The sequence below is a fragment of the Prolixibacter bellariivorans ATCC BAA-1284 genome (genome assembly GCF_000621705.1).
GTDB classification, from domain to species: Bacteria; Bacteroidota; Bacteroidia; order Bacteroidales; family Prolixibacteraceae; genus Prolixibacter; species Prolixibacter bellariivorans.
In genome coordinates this window covers 15,187-35,040 of sequence record NZ_JHXO01000001.1, presented here as the reverse complement: position 1 = coordinate 35,040, position 19,854 = coordinate 15,187, and the positions used below count along the sequence as shown (strand labels likewise).

Annotated in this window: 18 protein-coding genes; 12 read left to right on the top strand and 6 right to left on the bottom strand. The window is 44.7% G+C overall.

All coding sequences use genetic code 11. The features are described 5' to 3' along the window. Positions 1-56: 56 nt before the first annotated feature. The 5 genes from T426_RS25965 (at position 57) to T426_RS0100160 (ending at position 4,033) form a co-directional block, all read left to right on the top strand. A complete protein-coding gene (locus T426_RS25965; protein WP_025862503.1) occupies positions 57-1,775 on the top strand; it encodes an acyltransferase family protein in 1,719 nt (572 codons plus the stop codon). Between the two features lie 56 nt (positions 1,776-1,831). Then, entirely contained in the window at positions 1,832-2,008 is a 177-nt protein-coding gene (locus tag T426_RS25905; protein WP_169737663.1) for a hypothetical protein, read from the top strand. A 22-nt stretch (positions 2,009-2,030) separates the two neighbouring features. Further along, positions 2,031-2,162, top strand: a complete 132-nt coding sequence (locus T426_RS26160) for a hypothetical protein (protein ID WP_262502771.1) — start codon at positions 2,031-2,033, stop codon at positions 2,160-2,162. A gap of 259 nt (positions 2,163-2,421) precedes the next feature. Further along, entirely contained in the window at positions 2,422-3,156 is a 735-nt protein-coding gene (locus T426_RS0100165) for an Ntn hydrolase family protein (protein ID WP_025862501.1), read from the top strand. 100 nt (positions 3,157-3,256) lie between these two features. Further along, a complete protein-coding gene (locus T426_RS0100160; RefSeq protein ID WP_025862499.1) occupies positions 3,257-4,033 on the top strand; it encodes a toll/interleukin-1 receptor domain-containing protein in 777 nt (258 codons plus the stop codon). Between the two features lie 108 nt (positions 4,034-4,141). Here T426_RS0100160 and T426_RS22235 read toward each other — a convergent pair whose 3' ends face one another. From T426_RS22235 to T426_RS0100135, 5 genes are all read right to left on the bottom strand, one after another. Beyond that, entirely contained in the window at positions 4,142-6,928 is a 2,787-nt protein-coding gene (locus T426_RS22235) for a hypothetical protein (protein WP_025862497.1), read from the bottom strand. Positions 6,929-7,697: 769 nt separating this feature from the next. Next, positions 7,698-8,711 carry a YeeE/YedE thiosulfate transporter family protein gene (locus T426_RS24785; protein ID WP_025862494.1) on the bottom strand — a complete coding sequence of 338 codons (1,014 nt, stop codon included), beginning with the start codon at positions 8,709-8,711 and terminating at the stop codon, positions 7,698-7,700. Between the two features lie 195 nt (positions 8,712-8,906). Beyond that, positions 8,907-9,419 (bottom strand): dihydrofolate reductase family protein, encoded by a 513-nt coding sequence (locus tag T426_RS0100145; RefSeq protein WP_027585121.1) that lies wholly within the window; start codon positions 9,417-9,419, stop codon positions 8,907-8,909. Positions 9,420-9,531: 112 nt separating this feature from the next. Next, positions 9,532-9,972, bottom strand: a complete 441-nt coding sequence (locus T426_RS0100140) for a YqaA family protein (protein ID WP_025862492.1) — start codon at positions 9,970-9,972, stop codon at positions 9,532-9,534. Positions 9,973-10,093: 121 nt separating this feature from the next. Next, positions 10,094-10,825: a GntR family transcriptional regulator gene (locus T426_RS0100135; RefSeq protein ID WP_025862490.1), complete on the bottom strand. Its 732-nt coding sequence runs from the start codon at positions 10,823-10,825 to the stop codon at positions 10,094-10,096. Between the two features lie 326 nt (positions 10,826-11,151). Between T426_RS0100135 and rbfA the strand changes: the two genes are divergently transcribed. The 7 genes from rbfA (at position 11,152) to T426_RS0100100 (ending at position 18,817) form a co-directional block, all read left to right on the top strand. After that, positions 11,152-11,493 (top strand): 30S ribosome-binding factor RbfA, encoded by a 342-nt coding sequence (gene rbfA / locus T426_RS0100130; RefSeq protein WP_025862489.1) that lies wholly within the window; start codon positions 11,152-11,154, stop codon positions 11,491-11,493. 35 nt (positions 11,494-11,528) lie between these two features. Further along, positions 11,529-12,362, top strand: a complete 834-nt coding sequence (locus T426_RS0100125; RefSeq protein WP_025862487.1) for a class I SAM-dependent methyltransferase — start codon at positions 11,529-11,531, stop codon at positions 12,360-12,362. Positions 12,363-12,374: 12 nt separating this feature from the next. After that, positions 12,375-13,601: an FtsX-like permease family protein gene (locus tag T426_RS0100120; RefSeq protein WP_025862486.1), complete on the top strand. Its 1,227-nt coding sequence runs from the start codon at positions 12,375-12,377 to the stop codon at positions 13,599-13,601. 198 nt (positions 13,602-13,799) lie between these two features. Further along, positions 13,800-15,875 carry a sensor histidine kinase gene (locus tag T426_RS0100115; RefSeq protein ID WP_036984085.1) on the top strand — a complete coding sequence of 692 codons (2,076 nt, stop codon included), beginning with the start codon at positions 13,800-13,802 and terminating at the stop codon, positions 15,873-15,875. A 241-nt stretch (positions 15,876-16,116) separates the two neighbouring features. After that, a complete protein-coding gene (locus T426_RS0100110; RefSeq protein WP_148303635.1) occupies positions 16,117-17,076 on the top strand; it encodes an aldo/keto reductase in 960 nt (319 codons plus the stop codon). Between the two features lie 178 nt (positions 17,077-17,254). Further along, positions 17,255-17,689 carry an SPOR domain-containing protein gene (locus T426_RS22220; protein ID WP_081782319.1) on the top strand — a complete coding sequence of 145 codons (435 nt, stop codon included), beginning with the start codon at positions 17,255-17,257 and terminating at the stop codon, positions 17,687-17,689. Between the two features lie 81 nt (positions 17,690-17,770). Next, on the top strand, positions 17,771-18,817 hold the full coding sequence (locus T426_RS0100100) for a DUF4421 family protein (RefSeq protein ID WP_025862482.1): 1,047 nt from the start codon (positions 17,771-17,773) through the stop codon (positions 18,815-18,817). A gap of 39 nt (positions 18,818-18,856) precedes the next feature. Here T426_RS0100100 and T426_RS0100095 read toward each other — a convergent pair whose 3' ends face one another. Further along, on the bottom strand, positions 18,857-19,351 hold the full coding sequence (locus T426_RS0100095; protein WP_025862481.1) for a thioredoxin family protein: 495 nt from the start codon (positions 19,349-19,351) through the stop codon (positions 18,857-18,859). Positions 19,352-19,854: the final 503 nt, after the last annotated feature.

Here is a 19,854-nt window from a genome sequence, read left to right as displayed (position 1 = left end):
GCGCCTGACAGAACTTTACACTGTCAATTAGAAGTTGAAATTTAAACGATGCGGTCATGAAAACACGAATCTATTTTTTGGACAATCTGAGGACCTTCCTCATCTTTCTGGTGGTGCTGCTGCACGCCGGTTTGGTTTATGAACAAGTTCTCGAAGGAAATTGGATCGTAGTCGATCCGGTAAAGAATAATTCCATTGGATTATTACGCATGTACCTGGACCTCTTTGTGATGTTCAGTATCTTCTTCATCTCCGGATACTTTATTCCATATTCATTAAAAAGTAAAAACACCTGGGGTTTCGTGAAATCGAAACTGAAACGAATCATGGTTCCATGGTTAATTGCCGTAGTTACCTTGATTCCGGCCTACAAAGCGATCTTCCTTTTCTCAAGAGGACTGCCGCAGGAAGCCTGGTACACCTATTTCCATGTGTTCCAACGGGCCGGAACCGATCTGTACTTTTTTGCCAATAATCCGACCCAGAACTGGCTGTGGTTTTTACCCATCCTGTTTCTGTTCCAGATGATTTACCTGGCACTTGACAAACTCAACCTGTTATCATTCAAAATTTCACTGAAAACGGGTGTGGTTTTGACTTTCTTGTTTGGGGTGCTTTACGGCATGGTCATTTCCGAGGCCGGGTTGAGAGGTTGGACGCACACAGCAGTTTTCGATTTTCAGCGGGAAAGGTTGTTGATCTATTTCATGTCCTTCCTGTTGGGAACCCTCTGCAATAAGTTGAAAGTGTTTGAGTCGAACACGAAAAATAAAAAGCTGTACATACAATCAAATGTGGTATTGACCTTCTCATTGCTGGTTTTCACGGCGGTAGCGTTGAACCTGTTCTTCAATATCATCAATCCCGGAAGGAATTTTTACTTCGTTTCCCCGTTCGTCGACAGGCTTTTGTACAATGTATCATCCATGCTTTCGATGCTGAGCTTCCTGTATGTATTGATCCATGCGTTCCGTTTCAGTTTGAACAAGACCAACTGGCTGACGGACGAATTGAATAAAAGCTCTTATTCGGTGTACATCATTCACGTTATCGTGATGGGATTGATTGCGGTTGGCCTTATGCATGCGCCTGTTCCGGCGTTGGTCAAATACGCCGTACTGACCATTTTGACATACGCCGTGAGCAATTTGCTGGTTATCGTGTACCACCGGGTTTTCCAGCCGAATGTCGCACTAAAACTGGCTACCGTTGCCGTATTGGTAGGCGGGTTGTTTGCCTTCATTGTATTGGGAAGTGAGAAACCGGCTACTGCAGAGACGGTACAACCGGCAAAGCAGGTAGAAATAAAAACCGCGCCGGAAGTCAGTCTGCATGAAGCCATCATTCTGGGTGATATGGAAGCTGTTCAGCGGCACATCGCAGCGGGTTCCGACCTGAATATCAAAGAACCTTCCGGCGGTTCGAGTCCGCTGATAACGGCAGCCACCTTTGGCCGGAAAGAAATGGCGCTGGCCTTGATTGAAGCGGGAGCCGATGTCAACTTTCGGAACAACGATGGTTCCACGCCTTTGCATACGGCTGCATTCTTCTGCCGTACGGAAATTGTTGAGGCGTTGCTGGCACATGGTGCTGATGCATCCATTAAAAACAACGCCGGCTCTACAGCCCTCGAATCCGTACAGGTTCCCTTCGAAGCGGTGAAAGGTATTTACGATTATTTCGGGAAGGTATTTGGTCCGCTTGGACTGAAACTGGACTACGAACGTATCAAAACCACTCGTCCCGAAATTGCAAAAATGCTGCAACAGTCATAACTTTAATTGATTTCCAACTAATTGATGAACGATAAACGTAAACGGAGGAACTAAAAATGAACGAAAAAAGCGAAATTGAAGACAAGAGTACCTGGGCTATTGGTGGCGGATTACTGCTGGGGTTGGGTATCGGATTCTTTTTCCTGCAAACATCTGCATTGGCCTTTGTGGGCTGTCTCATTGGTGGTCTCGGTCTGGGCTTGATCCTGACGGCTATCATTTCCCGGTTTTAAAACCGGGATTTTTTATGGCTGTATGGCAGCCTTTCTCATCGAAAGCCTCTTCCTCACCAAAGGCAAAGAAGGTGCCTACAACCAGGCCCAGGAGGATATCAAAACGCTGATAGCGTTAATTGATGAGGAAGTGGGGGCGGTAAAAGAAGAATAGAAATGAGCCCATATGAAGTGATTGGAGACCGCCTATCAGGCGGTTTTTTGTTTTTATTATAATAAGTTATGCTGAAGAACTTATAATTTTGGTAAAGCGTATAAACATAAAAATGTAAATTAGATGCTTAAAGACAGACAAAAAAACAATTGATGAGGATAAGCTTCACTACTGTTTTTTCTGAGTAGTCATTATTTAGGGAATATTATTTTTTGACTATTTAAAATTGTGTACAATTATAATTTAATAAGCAAAAGCTATGTCGTTTATTATTACACTTTATACGCGAGACGGAATTGTAATGGCATCGGATAGCCGTGTTACTATTAATTCCGAGCAACAAACTCCTGATGGGAAAAAACTGCTTTTGGCAGCAGGAATGAGTGATTCTAATAATAAAACGTTTCTCTTCCAAGACAAAATAGGTATTTCTACTTTTGGCCAAGCAGATATTAAAGGTGCCCCAGTTAGTAGTTTTATAGAGAAATTTATTCGAGAACATGAATCAGAAGATCCTTCTGTTTCAGAATTTGCAAATGATTTAAATACTCATTTTAGAACATTTGATCCTATTCCTGATGTTGGATTTCATGTCGCGGGATATGATGACACAGAATATGGTCTTAAGCAAATGGTATATCAGGTTGCTCCATTACATGATTTAGTTCAAATCAAGAACACCGATTTACCCAATGGCGATCCGACTCAGGGAGCAGCATGGGGTGGAGAAGGGGATATTCTTGCCCGATTAATACAGCCTGTCTTTTCGAGAGATGAAAATGGGGATTACCAACAATTACCATTTTTTCCTATTCCGTGGCAATTTTTTACGTTACAAGATGCTATAGATTTCGCCGTGTATGCAATTCGTACAACTATAGACTCGGTTAGGTTTTTACCAAGAGCCAAGACCGTCGGAGGCCCAATAGATGTTTTGGTAATAAAACCAAGCGAGTCTATTTGGATTTCAAAAAAGGAATTGACAAAAAACTAAATTTGCTTTTATATCGGAATAGAGCAAAAGAAAACTATCGTTCCAATTATTTGTGTGTGGAGAAGTAACTTTAGATTAATCATTTTCAATAAACAGGCAGATGATCTTTTTAAGTCACAATCATAACGACAAGGGTATTATTGAACCTATTGCAATCAGGCTTGCTGATATATTTGGACAGGATCAGGTTTTTTATGATTCTTGGTCAATGCAACCAGGTGATGGTATCATTGATAAAATGAATGAGGGGTTGGAAAAAACTACGCATTTTTTCTTTTTCGTTTCGGCCAATAGTTTGAAAAGTAACATGGTCAAAATGGAATGGCAAAATGCCATTTTTAAAGCATCGAATGGAAAGTGTAAGGTAATTCCAGTTAGACTCGATTCATCTTCAATGCCAGCCATACTTTCGCAGAGTCTATATATTGATCTATATTCTAATGGATTGGATGCTTCAATAGGGCAAATGGTAAATGTGATCCAAGGAAATTCAACTTTTAGTTCATCAAATAATGTATTTTCAAATTTGACATTTGAATTAACACAGAAGTCGGAAAATGAACTTGAAATAAAAATAGCAGCAAATTATTATTTGGAACCCATTCCAAATTTTCTGATTTTGGTTGATAATGAGGACGGTGAATTGAAGTTTGAATTACCGAACGAGAACATGTTTGTCGGTGGATTTAACAAGGGGGTACCATTAAATAATGGAAGGGTTGTTAATGCCCAATTGATGAGAGCTCCAAGAGGGATAACTCCTACGATTCCTCTACGTATTTTGATGAAAAAGACAGACGGAGTTGATTTCAAGTTTATCGGAGTACTTCACCAGACATCTGAAGAGGAGTATCAACCGATTCCAATTAAGCAATAGAAAACTGAATATTTCGCCGCTGTATGATGAGACTTTAGACAAAATTAAAGTCCCCGAAACCTCAGGGACTTTAATTTTCCATTATCTCCCGAATTCTCGGGATTCCATTCATTTCTGATCTTCCGTCCGGTACTCCGGCTGTTCCTTCTGGTCTTTCACCATGTCATCCGGGTCGTCGAGTTTCGTGCCCTTGTTGAGGGCGGCCCAGTCAAAGTTTTCGTCCAGCGGATCGAGCGCTTTCTTCGGATCGAAAATGCGTTGGTCTACCGGAACGGCTTCGTATGGTGTAAAGTCGGGCTTGTCGGTAAACATATCCGCCAGATCGGTAGCGCCGGCATCGTACTGGTTCAGGTAAGGTAGTCCCAGCACATTCCAGAAGGTTTTGAAAATACTTCCAAAACTGTAATGCACATGGCCCACATAATGATGTTTCGCGTAAGGTGAAATCACCATCAGCACGCTACGGTGCGCATCCACATGGTCAACCCCGTTTTGCGCATCGTCCTCGGTAATTACAATCGCCATATTCTTCCAGTACGGCGTGTGCGACAGGAATTCGACAATGCGTCCCACTGCCAGGTCGTTGTCGGCCATGTAGCTTTCGCGGAAAGGATAACCTTCGTCGGGCCGCTCGCCGGCGCCGTGGTCATTGGGAATGATGACCGTCATTACGCTCGGCATCGTATCGTTGCTGTTGATCCATTTCTGATTGAATTCCTTGATGAACTGGCTGATGCGGAACTGGTCCGGGATGTTCATGTTAAATGTCGGGTACATCTTCGATGAGCGGGTGAAGATGGGCTGCGGCACCGGGAAGTTGGCAAACTGCTTAATGCCGGTGTACTTGTACGACTTGTCGTAGAAAGCCGGCTCGAACATCACGCTGAACCCGAAGTTGTAGAAGTCGATTTTGTTGCGTTCCAGGTGGTCCCACAGCGAACCTGCCTCGTTGTAATCTTCAGGATAGATGGCTCCCGCGGCGCCGTTCATGGCCAAAGCACCGGGTGCCGTCGATTCCGGATTGTAACGGCGGTTGCCTCCGTAGCTGGCCGGCGTACAGGTTTCCACCCACTCGTTGGGATAGGTATTCACGAGCCAGCGGTGTCCGTCAGCCGATACATCCGAATCCACATAGAAGTTATCGCCGATGCCGAATTGTCGGGCCAGTTTCAGGTGATTGGGCATCACGGTGGCGTGCTCCACTTTCATGGTGCCTTCGTGGTTGGTAAAGCTCACGTCACTTCCGTAGCGCGCCAGGGTCGGGTCACCGTTGGCCTTTTTCAGCTGACCGAGAATCTCATCATACGTGCGGTTCTCTTTCGAGATGAAAACAATGTGCTTGATGGGTGCTTCTTTCTGTCCGCCGTAAAGCGGAATAGGATTGTTCTCGCGGCCTTTCATGGCCTCTTTCACGGTTTGAATTTTAAAGTTGTTGCTAATGACCTTTTGCGTCAGAGCAGCCAGTTCCCGGTCGTCCGGAATGTTCATCACCGTCACGGTTCCTTTCATCAGGTTACCAATGTAGGTTCCTTCGGGGCCTTCCTTGAAGTCTTTTCCTCCGTTTGGACCGGCACCGTACCCTTTGGCATTTGCCACAATCAGCTTTTTCCCGTCAGGCGTTACCTTCAGTTTCGATGGGAACCAGCCTACCGGAATGTGGCCGAGAACTTTCAATGTCGGGATATCAATCACACCCACGGCATTGATACCCGATTCGGCCACGTACAATCTTTTCTGTTTGGGAGAAACCGCCAGTCCAAACGGAATGACTCCGCGGAAATGTTTGAGCGGGTCGGCTGGTTTCAGGTAGATTTCCTTGACGATGGTATCCTTCTGTGCATCGATAACGGATATATTGTCATTATTTCCGTTGCTCACGAAAACGTATTTATCGGTGGCCACAACCGAGTTTGGACTCGAACCGCCCACGGCCGGAATACCTTCCACTTTGGCTCCGACCATTGTTCCGGTTTTTATTTTGGCCGTTACATGTGGCGTGCCTTTCAGCGATACGGCCCACACCGAGAACGACTCGGGAACGTTCGGATCACCGAGGCCCGGCACCTTCATGCTGTCGATGACGGTGCCTTCTTTCATTTCCTTCGAGCCGTAAGCAAACGCCGGAAACTTCAACGCCTTGTCAATCTTGTGTTCCGACTCGATGTCATCAATCTTCTTGTACTCGAACATACCTACGTTGGCCACGTATGCTTTGCTTTCGTCGGGCGAGAGGGTGACCCCGAATGGATATCGTCCGGTAGGAACCGAATACAATACCTCTTTCGTCTGCGTGTCCGCGATGATGAGGCGGAAATTCATCTGGTCGACAGCGTAAAGGGTTTTGCCATCCTTGCTCAGCACCATGTCGCCGATGTAACCATAAGGCGTTTTCTCGCCATCGGCCATCACGTTGCAGTCGATGGAGTCGAGTCTGGCACCGGTGTTCATGTCGAACAGGTAAATCTGGTTGGTCTGTCCGCCCGCTACGTACACCACTTGATTGTCCGGCGAAATGGCCAGTCCCATGAACACCGAAGCCAGCACGCCACGGTCGGTCGAAGGACCAGGAGGTACCTGCCGGATATCCGGCTTTTTAGAGGTGATTTTCTTTAAAATAGAGATAGAAAGCGGCGATGTTCCCGAGTTGGCAGTGACGGCTACCTTTCCGTCGTGGCTGAGTGTTAAACCAAACGGGTGTGGAGCTACCGTAAAGGTGTTCCCGAAAGGTGTAATGAGTCGTCCGTTGGGAAGCACTGTTTCGCCACCCTTCATAATTTTCGTGGGACGGTCACCGGCCGGAGCCGTTAGCACTGCGGCCTCTTTCTTTTGCGGCTGACAGGACCAAAGAATCAGCCCGAATGCGAGTACCGCAAAAGCAGTGAAAAGCTTTTTCATAGTATTTAATTGTCAGTTGTCAAGTCTGTTTTGAACCATTCTAAGGTATATGTTTGGCTGAGGATATCCAACGGGTTACAAAAGCGATTGGCGGGATGACGAAAACTTTATGTTGGTAACCCGAAAAAAGTGAGATGGATAGCTTTTCATCTGGTCGCAAGTGTCGTGATTTTGCAATAGAAAAATCACGAAATGATAATAAAATAAGAGCCTTTAACCGGGCGATTTAGGCGCTTTGTTATATGTCTTTTTCGGTCGGCGGCAAACCACACCACTTCCATAAAGCGAACCGGTACCATAGCGTTGGCGGCCGGCCCACACCCGGGGGTAACCACTGGTGGGGATCGTCCGCTAAGTGGTGGGCGGACTCCGCTGACTGGTGGGGACTGCCCGCTAAGTAGTGGTCAGACTCCGCTAACTGGTATTTGGCTTCCGCCATGATACAGGGAAAGGGAACAATGGAAAATTGAGGGATGGTTTGGGGTAGAATGATGCTTTGAGGGCACTCCGGGATCAGGGTGCGGATGCGCCTTCAGTGGTCGCGAGCGGGTGAAGGTTGAAACACGGGAGGCGTTTCGACCGCAATAGCGGTGTTGTCGATTGGAGCACAACAACTGTAACCATAGGAATGACAGGAACCCTTCTAATTGCAACCTAAAACCTGGAATTTCTTCTGTCTGGCGTCTGGCACTTCCTTAAAAAAAAACTCCTTTCAATATGTTCGAACATAGAAAGGAGTTTTTCCCCGAATGGGTTATTTAAGTGGAAGTTACTTTTTCTTGTAGAACAATTTTCCGGTAATGAGCAGGCCGGCAAAAACGAAGATGCCGAATACCAGACTGCTCACGGCCAATTGCATGCCCCCCGAAAGAATATGTCCGCTGGTACAACCTCCGGCCACACGTGCTCCGAAGATGAGGATAAATCCGCCAATGAAAGCCGCAACCAGTCGTTTGCTAACTGATTTGCCTTTATAATGCTCCCAGCGACTGTGAATGGCTGTAATTTTGAATTCTTTCGACATGAGCGAAAAAACCAGTCCGGCGATCATGGCGCCCAGCAGGAAGATCATTTCCCAATGACCGGGAGTAGCAATTTTGCTGAAATAGTCGTTGCCGGTCATTCCTGTGAGCTGGTTGGCAGCGTACGGATAACTGGTTGAGGCGCCAATGGGACGGTTAGAAGTCACCTTCAGGAAGACCATTGCATTAAGAACCGCTAAAGCCAAACCGGCAAACAACCAGCGGTAATTCGGGGCTTTATGTTTCTTGTCGAAGTAAAACGCCAGCAGAATAAACCCGGCTCCCAGCAACATTGTGATAAAATAAAAAAGATACGTTGTTTGACCTCCCATGATGGTGTAAAGGGAAATTTTCCCCCAATCGGGACCCAGAATAGGATTGATGGCTGGCAGAACAGCTGTAAACACAACGCCGCCCAGCAATCCACCAACGATACCGACTAAGGCATCGATGGAGCCTTCGCCCAGCGAGACTGCCATGGTTCCGGGGCAGTAACCCAGTATGGCCATACCTGCTCCGAAAATCAATCCGCCCAGCATTATGCCACCGGCGATGAACGGTTTCACGTGATAGAGTGCCTGGCCGGTTCCGATTTCGAAATTGATGAGCATAACACCCAACCCAATGGCGACGAGAATGGCTTTAGCCACGGTGTAATCTTCCAGTGTGGCCATCCCGCTGATGGTGTTGTACTTGTTCAGCTGTGCCCGCTGAAGAATGGCTCCGAAGAGGAACCCAAATACTAAAATCTGAAGGCTCATAGTTGTCTTATTTTATCGTTTCGGTTATGTTTTTCCCGATAGGAAAGACTTTAATTATCAACATAATTGAAATAGTTGATGTATGGTGTCAAAATAAGTGGTAATCAGTCGGATGTACAAATACAATTCGATTATAATCAATAACGTGAGGTTATTGATGTCATTAAAATGAATAGCCTGAATAACTGTTTCTGACTACTGATCCTTCTTGTAGAAGAGTTGAATCAAGCCTGTATCGAATCGTTTTATTTCGCTTAGTTTCCAACGGCTGTGCCTGTGCAACGACTGGAACAATGATTTCCCGTTGCCGATGAACAGTGGATGAACAGCCAGTTGCATTTCGTCTACCAACCCCAAATCGAGGCACTGGCCGGCGATGTCGGCACCGCCGAATAACCAGATATCTTTGCCAGTTTGAATTTTTAATTGTGTTACTGTATGTTTCAGGTTTCCCTGATGAAGTCGTGCCGGAGGTTGGAGATTTCTTAGTCTTCTCGAAAAAACGATCATTTCTTTACCGGGAAAAGGATCCGTGGAAGTAGTTGTTAAGATTTCGTAACTCTTCCTTCCCATCAACAAGGTGTCGATCTGCTTCAAGAATTCGGTCATTCCGTAGTCCTGATCAGTGAAACACCAGTCGAATTCACCGTTCGGGCCTTCAATACAACCATCGAGGCTTAGGGCAATATTCAAAATGAGCTTTCGCATGGACTCATTGGATAGGGGTATTATTCAAGTTGCAACAAATTCATTCCCGTGTAAAAAGATACAACCATTTAGGCAACAGTTGGTTCAGTTCGCTCGATCTTTTTTTGGGGTGTTAAATCACTAAATCAGTGGCATATCCCCAGACAGCGTAACGGGCAAGTTTACCAAATGTCATAAAAATGAAGCTCCAGAACGGCGCAATGCGGAAAAAGCCGAGTCCGAGAATAATAACATTTCCAAGTCCGGGAACAAACGACAGCGTAGCGGCAGCGGGTCCGTAGCGATTGAGCTGAGGTTTTATCTCCACCAGTTTTTCGTGTTTTACCTTACCATACTTTTCCAACCACTCCGGTTTCCCGATGTGCCCCATGTAATAGGTGACCAGTCCGCCCAGAGTATTGCCAACTGTAGCGACGATGAGCGCCGTGGTTAAATCGGCACCGGCCACCAAAACAGCGCTCAGCACGATTTCCGAATTAAACGGAATGAGCGTTCCCGCTACAAAGGCTGCTACAAATAAGCCAATTAAACCGTATGTTGCCAGTGCTTCCATTCGAAAATTCTATGTTTAAACATAAAGGGTTGGTGAAGTCGTCAACCAGAGATATAACAACAAAGAACGGAAAATTCCGTCTTCGTTTTAAATAGAGAATCTTATTGATTGGCAAGCTGATCTATTCGTGTTGAATCTCAATATTATACGCGTATTTATAGGCGTTGAAAAAACTAATGGAGAATTCAACAGGCAGGTTTTCGGTATCGTAGAGATAGCGTTCCCGAACCAGTACGGGATCGATGGTGGTTATTCCCAGCCGTTTGGCCGTGATGGTGGATGCGGTCTTAGCCTCTACTTTTTCCCGCGAAAGCGATGGTACTATCGATAAATCCTTCGTTAGCAATTCGTGTAATGGCCTGGAGAAATCCTCTTCACCGGTCAGTTCCAGCCTTGGATGCAGATAACTTTCGAGAAAGACGATAGGGGCATCATCCTTTCCCTGCAGTCTGCTGATTTTCAAAACCGGCGTTCCTTCCGGTATTTGCATGAAACTGGCTAAGGCTTCATTGGCATCCTCGCGGGTTATTTGAGTTTGTAAATCGGTAAGTGGCTCTTCATCTATCATCGCCTCACGGGCCACAGCCTTGCCGGTTTCCTGCAGTGTATGATTTCCGTTTTTGGCGACGGTGGTTCCCTGTCCTTTTTTCCGGACGAGAAGCCCTTCGAAAACCAGCTTATTGATAGCTTGTCTGACCGTATTCCGCGAAATGCCCAATTTTTTAGCTAAATCAACCTCTTTGGGCAGATAGGCGCCTTCCTGGTACTCGGGTTTTTCCATCAGTTTACGCAACATGATTTCAACCTGGGCATGCAGGGGCTTTGAACTGTTGTGGTCGATTTTGAGTTTCATAAAGTACTTAAATGAATTGGATGGTCATATTCGTAATTCTGACAAACGAATTTGATGTTACTCACGATTAATAAATGATTCAGACAGTATGTCTGCACATATAAATATACGGTGATTCGGCGAAAAGTCAATGGTTAAGTGAAAAACGCAACGAAAACTTTTCATAAATGAAGTGGTGTGTTTTGGCGATAGATTATCTTCCGCCATAATTATTTACCTTTGCGCTTAAAATCTGACATATGAATCAAGTGAAGCCTGTTTAGGTTATTGAAATGCTCCCGTCATTTGCGGGCATATGTTTGTTAGCTAAAAGAAAGAAGACAGAAATGAAAGAATACAGTACCCGTCAAAATAAGATTGGCCGGTTGATTCAGAAGGAGATGAGCGAGTTGTTTCGTCGTGAAAGCCAGATGCTTTTTCGGGGAAAATTGATTACCGTAACGGTTGTAAGGGTGACCCGCGATATGTCGCTAGCCCGTTGCTACCTCAGTATATTCCCGTCCGAAAATGCACAGGAGATTCTGGATAACATCAATGACCGGAAAGGCCACCTGCGTGGCGAACTGGGACGGATTGTGCGTCACCAGTTACGGGTTATCCCCGATCTGGAGTTCTTTCTTGACGACAGTCTCGATTACATCGAAAATCTCGACAACCTGCTGAAATAAATACGATTTCTCCATTTTAAAACGATATCAGGCACATGCAATACGATCCGATCAAACGCGTTCTGGGAAAAGCTTTCAACCGGACGCCTTTTCTACGCAAAGTTTTCTATTCCCTGCTCGATATGCTTTTACTGCGTGCCTGGCACGTGAGCCGTGAGCTGAAAAAATGGGGCAAATCACATTCCGGTAAAGAACTGAAAATCCTTGATGCCGGTTCAGGTTTCGGGCAGTACACTTATCGCATGAGCCGTCTTTTTCCGCTTTCGCAGATAAAAGGAGTGGATGTTAAAGAGGAGCAGATTGCCGATTGCAACCAGTTTTTCACCCGTATTGGTAAGGGAGAACAGGTGCATTTTGAGGAAGCCGACCTGACGAAATTCAACGAATCGGAGGTTTACGATTTAGTTCTGTCGGTGGACGTGATGGAGCACATCCTGGAAGACGAACAGGTGTTCCGCAATTTTAACGCTTCATTGAAGCCGGGTGGCGTGCTGTTCATTTCCACTCCTTCTGATCAAGGGGGGTCCGACAGTCACGATCACGACCATGAAGAAGATGTCCATGGTTTTATCGACGAGCACGTGCGCGATGGCTACGGTGTGACAGATATTCGCGAAAAGCTGGAAAGAGCCGGTTTTTCGGACATTGATGTTCGCTACACATACGGGAAACCGGGAAAAATCTCTTGGCGTCTTTCCATGAAGTATCCGATTCAGATGCTGGGTGTTTCAAAAATTTTCTTTGTGTTGCTACCTTTTTATTACCTGATTGCCTACCCAGTTTCAGCTTTGCTGAATTACTTCGATGTACACGGAAAGCATGAAACCGGAACCGGATTGATGGTGAAAGCTGAAAAGCCATCGAAATAAAAAGGGAAAGCGATGAATCTGCCGTTATACATAGCCAAACGTTATCTGCTTTCGCGGAAGAAGACCAACATCATCAATATCATCTCCGGAATTTCCATCGTGGGAATGTCGGTGGGAACCATGGCGCTGGTGGTGGTATTGTCGGTGTTCAATGGCTTCGACGGCTTGATCAAATCGCTTTTTTCATCGTTCGATCCCGATCTGAAAATTACGGTTGCTGAAGGGAAGAGTTTCCAGGACAGTACCACGGTCTTTCAGCAATTGCGTCACCTTCCCGAGGTGGCCGATTATGCTCAAATTATTGAGGAGAACGCGCTGCTTCGATACAGCAATCAGCAATACATCGCCACCGTTATGGGTGTCAGTCCGTCGTTCCAGCAAATGACCGGCATCGATACCATGTTGGTGGACGGCAAGTTTAAACTGGAGGACGCCAATAACTATTACGCCGTGATAGGTCAGGGAGTAGCTTATTACCTGTCTGTCGGGCTTAACTTCATCAATCCCATTCAGGTGTATGTTCCGCAACGGGGGCGAACCTCTGGGTTGGGCCTGGTAGGGAATTTCAATCATGATATTATTTTTCCTACCGGAATATTCAGTATTCAGCAGGAAATCGATTCAAAATATGTAATCGTTCCCATGGCATTTGCCCGTCGTTTGTTCGAGATGCCTACCGGTGTGAGTGCCATCGAATTGAAGCTAAAGAAAGATGCTCCGGTTAAGGAAGTACAGCAGAAAATCCAGGCGATGCTGGGCGATAAGTTTGTGGTGAAAAACCGGTACCAGCAACACGACTACCTATACAAAATTATGCAAAGCGAGAAATGGGCTGTTTATCTCATTCTGGTCTTTATCTTACTCATTGCATCGTTCAATATTGTTGGCTCGCTGACCATGCTTATCCTCGATAAGAAGGAAGACATCAACATCCTGAAAAGTATGGGCGCCAATCACAGTCTCATTCGTAAAATCTTCCTCTTCGAAGGCTGGTCCATTTCCATCATTGGTGCTGTCGTCGGAACTTTCCTCGGGCTGGCTGTCAGCTGGATTCAGCAGCAATACGGTTTGCTGAAACTTACCGGCGGAAGTTCCTTCATTATCGACGCGTATCCTGTAAAAATCATCCCCATGGATGTAACCGCTATTTTCATCTCTGTACTGGTCATCGGCTTCTTTGCAGCCTGGTTCCCGGTTCGCTTTATTTCAGGTAAATACCTTACCAACGAATCACACTGACATACTTTTTTCTGAGAAAATTATTAGCCTGTAAGAATATTTGTGCAGCTGGTACGTTTTAGTATTTTGAAACGGAATATGACCATCATAGTGAGAGACCGGTGCCAGACGAGTATTTTTAGCTTTACGGGTTTGTTTTCAGGTGGTTGTTCTGATGTGCTGGGGTGATTCATTAGTATGTTTTTTTACCAGGAAAAAATGAGACAGAAAGGTGCTCTGTATATACTTTTTTTACTGATTATTTGGAGTAGTCTGCCGGGCCATTTGCGAGCTGAATTGGTTTCAAATGGTAAAGCAAATATTCCAATTACTCAGATAAAGCAAGGTGAGCCGGTTAAACTGGATGGCACCTGGCATTTTTTTTGGCACAAATTGGTTTCTCCTGACAGTCTTGGCTCAGCGTCCTCCTTTTCTGAAATTTCGGAATTGGTCCATGTCCCGGCTTATTGGACCAAATATACACTGAATGGGGAATCTCTGCCCGGAAGGGGGTATGCCACTTACTATGCCCGACTGAACATCGAAGGAGGTGAAAATGATACATTGAGCTTGCTGATTCCCATTTTCGATTCAGCTTTCAAACTCTATATTGACGGGCACCTGAGTTACACGAGCGGTAAAGTAGGTACTTCTATTGGTTCATCCGTTCCGCATTATCGTCCGGGACGTGTCAACTTCGTTGTCGGCAAAAATCCTGTTGATATAGTCATACAGGTTTCGAATTTTCATCATCGTCGGGGCGGCTTTTGGAAGTCAATCTATTTGGGAACACCACATTCCATTGCCCGGCAAGCTCATAGCCATGGGCATTTGGTCTTCGCGGCGTTGATTTTCCTGATAACCTTTGGCATTTTCTACTCCATTTTTGCTTTCTACTATCGCGAAGAGAAATCGCTGTTGTATTTTAGCCTGTCACTTTGGTTTGTCGTATTGCGCAGTCTGGCGAACGATAATTTTCTGGTCAATGATATATTCACTTTGTCGTGGGACTGGCTTATCCGAATTGAATATTTGTCGACTTTCCTGGCCCTGATGTTCTTCAACTGGTATTACTACTACTTCTACCGGAATCAGGCTTTTTATGCGTGGAACAGGCTACTCACCTATATAACTTTATTTTGTGGGCTGGTGATCCTTTTTCTCCCGGTAAGAATATTTGCCTATTCGTTATTCATTTTCTACGGACTCGTTTTCTTTTCAGGATTACTGATTTTCTATTTCTCGCTGAAATTGGCAGAAGAAAAGGTATTGTTTGCCCGATATCACTTAATCGGAATTAGTTTAATTCTCGTCATCATTTTACATGATATATTGGTCGCAAATGCCATTGAAGTGCATTACGGTGGATACCTGATGAAGTATGGCTTTGTAGTATTCATTTACATTGAAACCGCCATCTTGTTAAAGCGTTTTGTGCTGACCATCCGTAGCGAGAAGAAATTGACGGGTGAGTTGGAAGTTGTCAATGCCAACCTTGAGTCGCTGGTAGAAGAACGAACGGAAGAGATTAATCAGAAGAAAGAGGAGATTGAGCATAAAAATCGGTCGATTTCGAAACAAAACGAGCAGTTGAAAGAGGATGTGGTTAGCCGGAATCGTCTGTTTTCGATTATTGCACACGACTTGCGTTCACCGTTGGCCGTGTTTGTACAGGCAATGGATATGATGGACAGCGACGAACTGGACGAAGATAGCCGCCGGGAATTAAGAAAAGAGCTGAAGGTCTCGGCCCGTTCGCTCGTGGGGCTGGTCGATAATCTGTTGGTTTGGGGACGTAGCCGGAATAACCAGGTAAAGTATGAGTTGAAAAGGCATAGTTTGACAAAAATATTGAAGGACAGCGTGGAGCAGTTGGAACAGACAGCACAGGCAAAATCAATCGAACTCAGTCTTGAGTTGAAGGAAGATTACGAAGCCGTTATTGATTCGAATTCCATTCAGTTGGCTGTCCGAAACCTCATTTCCAATGCCATAAAATTTACACCCGAAGGCGGGGCGGTAGACGTATTTGTTCGATCTGTAGCTGATAATATGCTCGAAATTCATGTAAAGGATAACGGTATTGGGATTGATGAAGAGACGTTGAAAAAATTGCGGGAAGGAATTGAATTCACATCAGCCGGAACCAATAACGAAAAGGGAACCGGCTTAGGCTTGCAGCTGTGTCGGGAGCTTGCACTTCAAAACAAAGGCAGTTTGGAAATCTGGAGTCACCCCGGCGAAGGAAGTGATTTTGTCATGTTGGTACATAAGTATGTTAAGTATTCTCTTTAAGTAATATACTGATGGCATTAAAACATCAACCGTTGTTTGATTCCATTCCTTCTTAAAAAATCATAACTTTATTTGTGCCATTTGAAGTCAGCATTAGACTATGCTGTTTCAAACGATTTATTTCCACTCGAATGTTCTATCAACAAAAAACGTTTTTGTGTGTAATCACAATGTTGATGTACACGTATTCCGGCCGAGACCGGTCGCAAGTAGAACAATCCAATAAAAAAATGCAATGATGATGAAAAGACGAAATTTCATTAAAACAACGGCGGAAGCTGTTCCTCTCCTCAGTCTTTTCCCGGCTGATCTGGCTGGCATGATTAGGGAAACTCCTCCCGGGCAGATTGAAAAACGTTCGCTCGGAAAAACAGGAGAAAAATTGTCGATGTTAGGATTCGGTGGAATTGTCGTAATGGATGCTACACCGAAGGAAGCTTCTTCCAGAGTGAGCGAAGCCATCGACCATGGTATCAATTATTTTGATGTGGCACCCAGTTACGGCGATGCGGAAATCAAACTGGGACCTGCACTTGAACCTTACCGTAAGGACGTTTTTCTGGCGTGTAAAACAACGGAGCGTTCCAGGGACGGAGCACGCAAAGAATTGGAGCAGTCATTGAAAAGGCTGAAGACCGACCATTTTGATCTGTACCAGTTGCATGCAGTGACGACCCCCGATGACGTGAAACAGATTTTCGCTCCGGGTGGCGCTATGGAAACTTTTCTGGCCGCTCGTAATGAGGGCAAGGTTCGTTTCCTTGGTTTTTCCGCTCATTCAGTGGAGGCCGCCAATGCCCTGATGGATCAGCACAACTTCGATACAGTTCTGTTTCCCGTGAATTATACGACATGGTACGGCGGGAACTTCGGTCCGCAGGTGCTGGAAAGGGCGCATGATAAACAAATGGGAATTCTCGCATTAAAAGCGATGGCCAAAAGCCCCTATCCGGAAGGAACAACGAGCAAAGTGCCCAAATGCTGGTATCAACCATTAACCGACCCGGAAGAAGCCTTGATGGGATTGCGGTTCACACTTTCGCATCCGGTTACAGCTGCGCTTCCTCCGGGCAACGAGAAACTGTTCAAAATGGCGCTGGAGCTTTCGTCCCGCATCAAGCCCTTATCCGATGAAGAGATAAAGATGATGAAAGAAAAAGGAAAAGCCGGAACTCCCATTTTCCAGTATCCAATGGCATAATTATGGTGGCACGAAAGTGCCACTTTCTTTTTGCGGAAATTTCTTTTTCCTGTTTTCGGGAAACGGATGTATGACATCAGGGAGGTATATTTTTCAACAGCTGTGTAATGAAATGATAAGCAACTGGTAAAATATTCTTATATTCGTTTTACATATTCCTATTCTTAATTTTGTACTTATGAAAATTCTGAGAGTCCTCTTCATACTTAGTCTGGCATTTGTATTCGGTTGTCAAACCCAACACTTGATGCCGGAAGCTACAACTCCCGAACAAATAAAAGAACCAGAAACCGCTAAGATTGACAATGCACCGAAAATTGTGGTGAAAGAAGAACGCGTAAGTGTTCCTGCCGGTGAAGAAAAATCTCTGGACAGCAAGCGTTTTTATGTGATCCTTGGAAGTTTTGGTGTGTATCAGAATGCACAAAAGTTTAAAAGTGAGTTGATGCACGAAGGTTTTTATCCCGGAATTCTGGTCAACGAAAACGGTTTGTACCGGGTTTGTGTAGATAGTTACGATGACGAAAATACGGCACGGAGTAAGGTTTCGGATATACGGAACAAGTATAAGCAGTATAGTGATGTCTGGTTACTGATTAAAAAGGAAGATTAAGAACATATTGAGAGAGCCGGAGCGCTCTCTTTTTTTATACCTTTCCCCCCGCAAAATTTGCAGTGGTTTGAAAATGGGGTTATGCGGTTGATTCTCTTTCTGGTTGTATTTTCTTTCCTTTCCAATACTGTTGACGGGCAGGATTCGTTTTGGAAAAAACTGAACTCACCGCCTGATACCAGTTTTGTTGCCTCCTACCGGAACGATCTCATCGTTAGGTTATATACCTCCCGTAAATATATGGGGCAACAGTTCCTTGATGGTTCTGCATCAAAAAGTCTCAGTTATCAACCCAGTAATAATTACCTGGTCGGTTTCGGTATTAATTACAAACTCTTGGGGATTAATGCCGGATTCAGTCTTCCATCGATGAGAAGATCCCCGGACAAGTATGGGAAAACATCTTTCTTCGAGTTACAGTCTCACGTTTACCTGCGGCGGATTACCTTCGATCTGTTTTCTCATGTCTTCTGGGGACAATATCTGGCCAACAGTTCAAGTATGTTAAGTGTCCCTCCCGAAAAAGGCTTTTACTACGCCCGTCCGGATATTCGCTCATATGCTGTGAACGCTGAGGTCAATTACAATTTCAACTACTCCCGTTTTAGTTTCCGGGCGCCTTTTCTTCAGGACGAGTGGCAGAAGAGGAGTGCAGGAAGCTTTTTCGCAGGTGGCGGAATCTATTGGGGCGGCTCGGACGCTGATTCTTCATTCGTTCCATCGGGTATTGCTATTCCGGATTTTTATGATGGAGTAGCGTTTAAACGATGGGAATTGCTGGCTTTAGCGACAACTGGTGGCTATGCGTATACTTTTGTAATTGATAAGCGGTTCTTTGTCATGCTCTCAGCTATTGGCGGAGTTGGAGTGGGACGAAGTATGCTTGCCGATATGGACGGTCGTGATTATCACACGTACACACCATTTTATAAGTTGACTGAACGTTTTGGATTGGGCTATCAGTATGGACGAGTGTATGTTGGAGCGACATGTGTGAACATGGATATGCTGTTCAATTTGCCTCTTGACAAGACCAAAACTCACTATCGATCGGGGAATATCAGGGCCAATATTGCGTATCGGTTTAGTTTGAAAAAGGAAATAAAGATTTTTCCTGGTAAGAAATAAGAAAGCGGAACGATGTTATGCCCCGCTTTCCGGTAATTTTTATTTCGAAGCGTAGTGTGCCGGGTTCAACGCATCCGGGCTCCAGTTCTTCAGAAAACCGGCCACTTTTTTGATGCTGTAACCTCCATCTTCTTCCAGATAGGCCGAATTCTGTGTGTGTATACGTTCCCCTTTGTCATTCAGAATAACTAAAACCGGAAAACCAAAACGCTGCGGATAACCTAATTTGGCAAGCACGTCCAGATTTTTGTTCTCCTTGCTATAGTTCACCATTACCCTTACATAATCTTTCTCCATCAATTGATGAATTTCAGGGGTATTATCGCAAAATCCGTGGAATTTCACACACCAGGGACACCAGTTACCACCAATCTGCAGAAAAACGTTTTTCCCTTCAGTATGGGCTTTTTTTACAGCCGCAGCGATTTGTTCGGTGGCATTGGCTTGTGGATTGTAAATATGTACCCCCTGTGCAAAAATCGGGTTAACGGATAGTCCGAGGACAAAAAGGAGAGCGAAAACAATTCTTTTCATGTACAATAAAATTTGATTTTAAGAATTTTAATGAAGCGCTATTCAAAACGATGGATCGCCTTTTAATGATCATCTGATTTGTCTGGCGATAATATGTCAAAGTTTAACGTAATATCCAACGGTAAGTTTCATGGTAGTGATATTCCGTGAATGTTATTTCCGGCGAAGGAGAATTTCGTTCGTATCTGGGAATTAAATTTTGGATTTAAGCGAAATGTGGATGGGGGCTAATTTATATGGGAAGAGGAATGCGAAGAAGGTGTAATATTATGTATGAACATACGCTGTTCGCGAGTAAAAATAGTGTTAAAATAATTTACAATATCCATTGTAAGTTATTAAAAAAGAGGAGGGAGGTTATCGATTGGTTTCGCTATTCAAATTACGAATATTTCATCGATGAATCTTTACGAAAATTGGAAAGTTCTTAACAAAAAACAGTTGAAAACTATCATCTGAAATTGACAATTATGGCACAAGAGATATCAGATTCTTGTAAAATT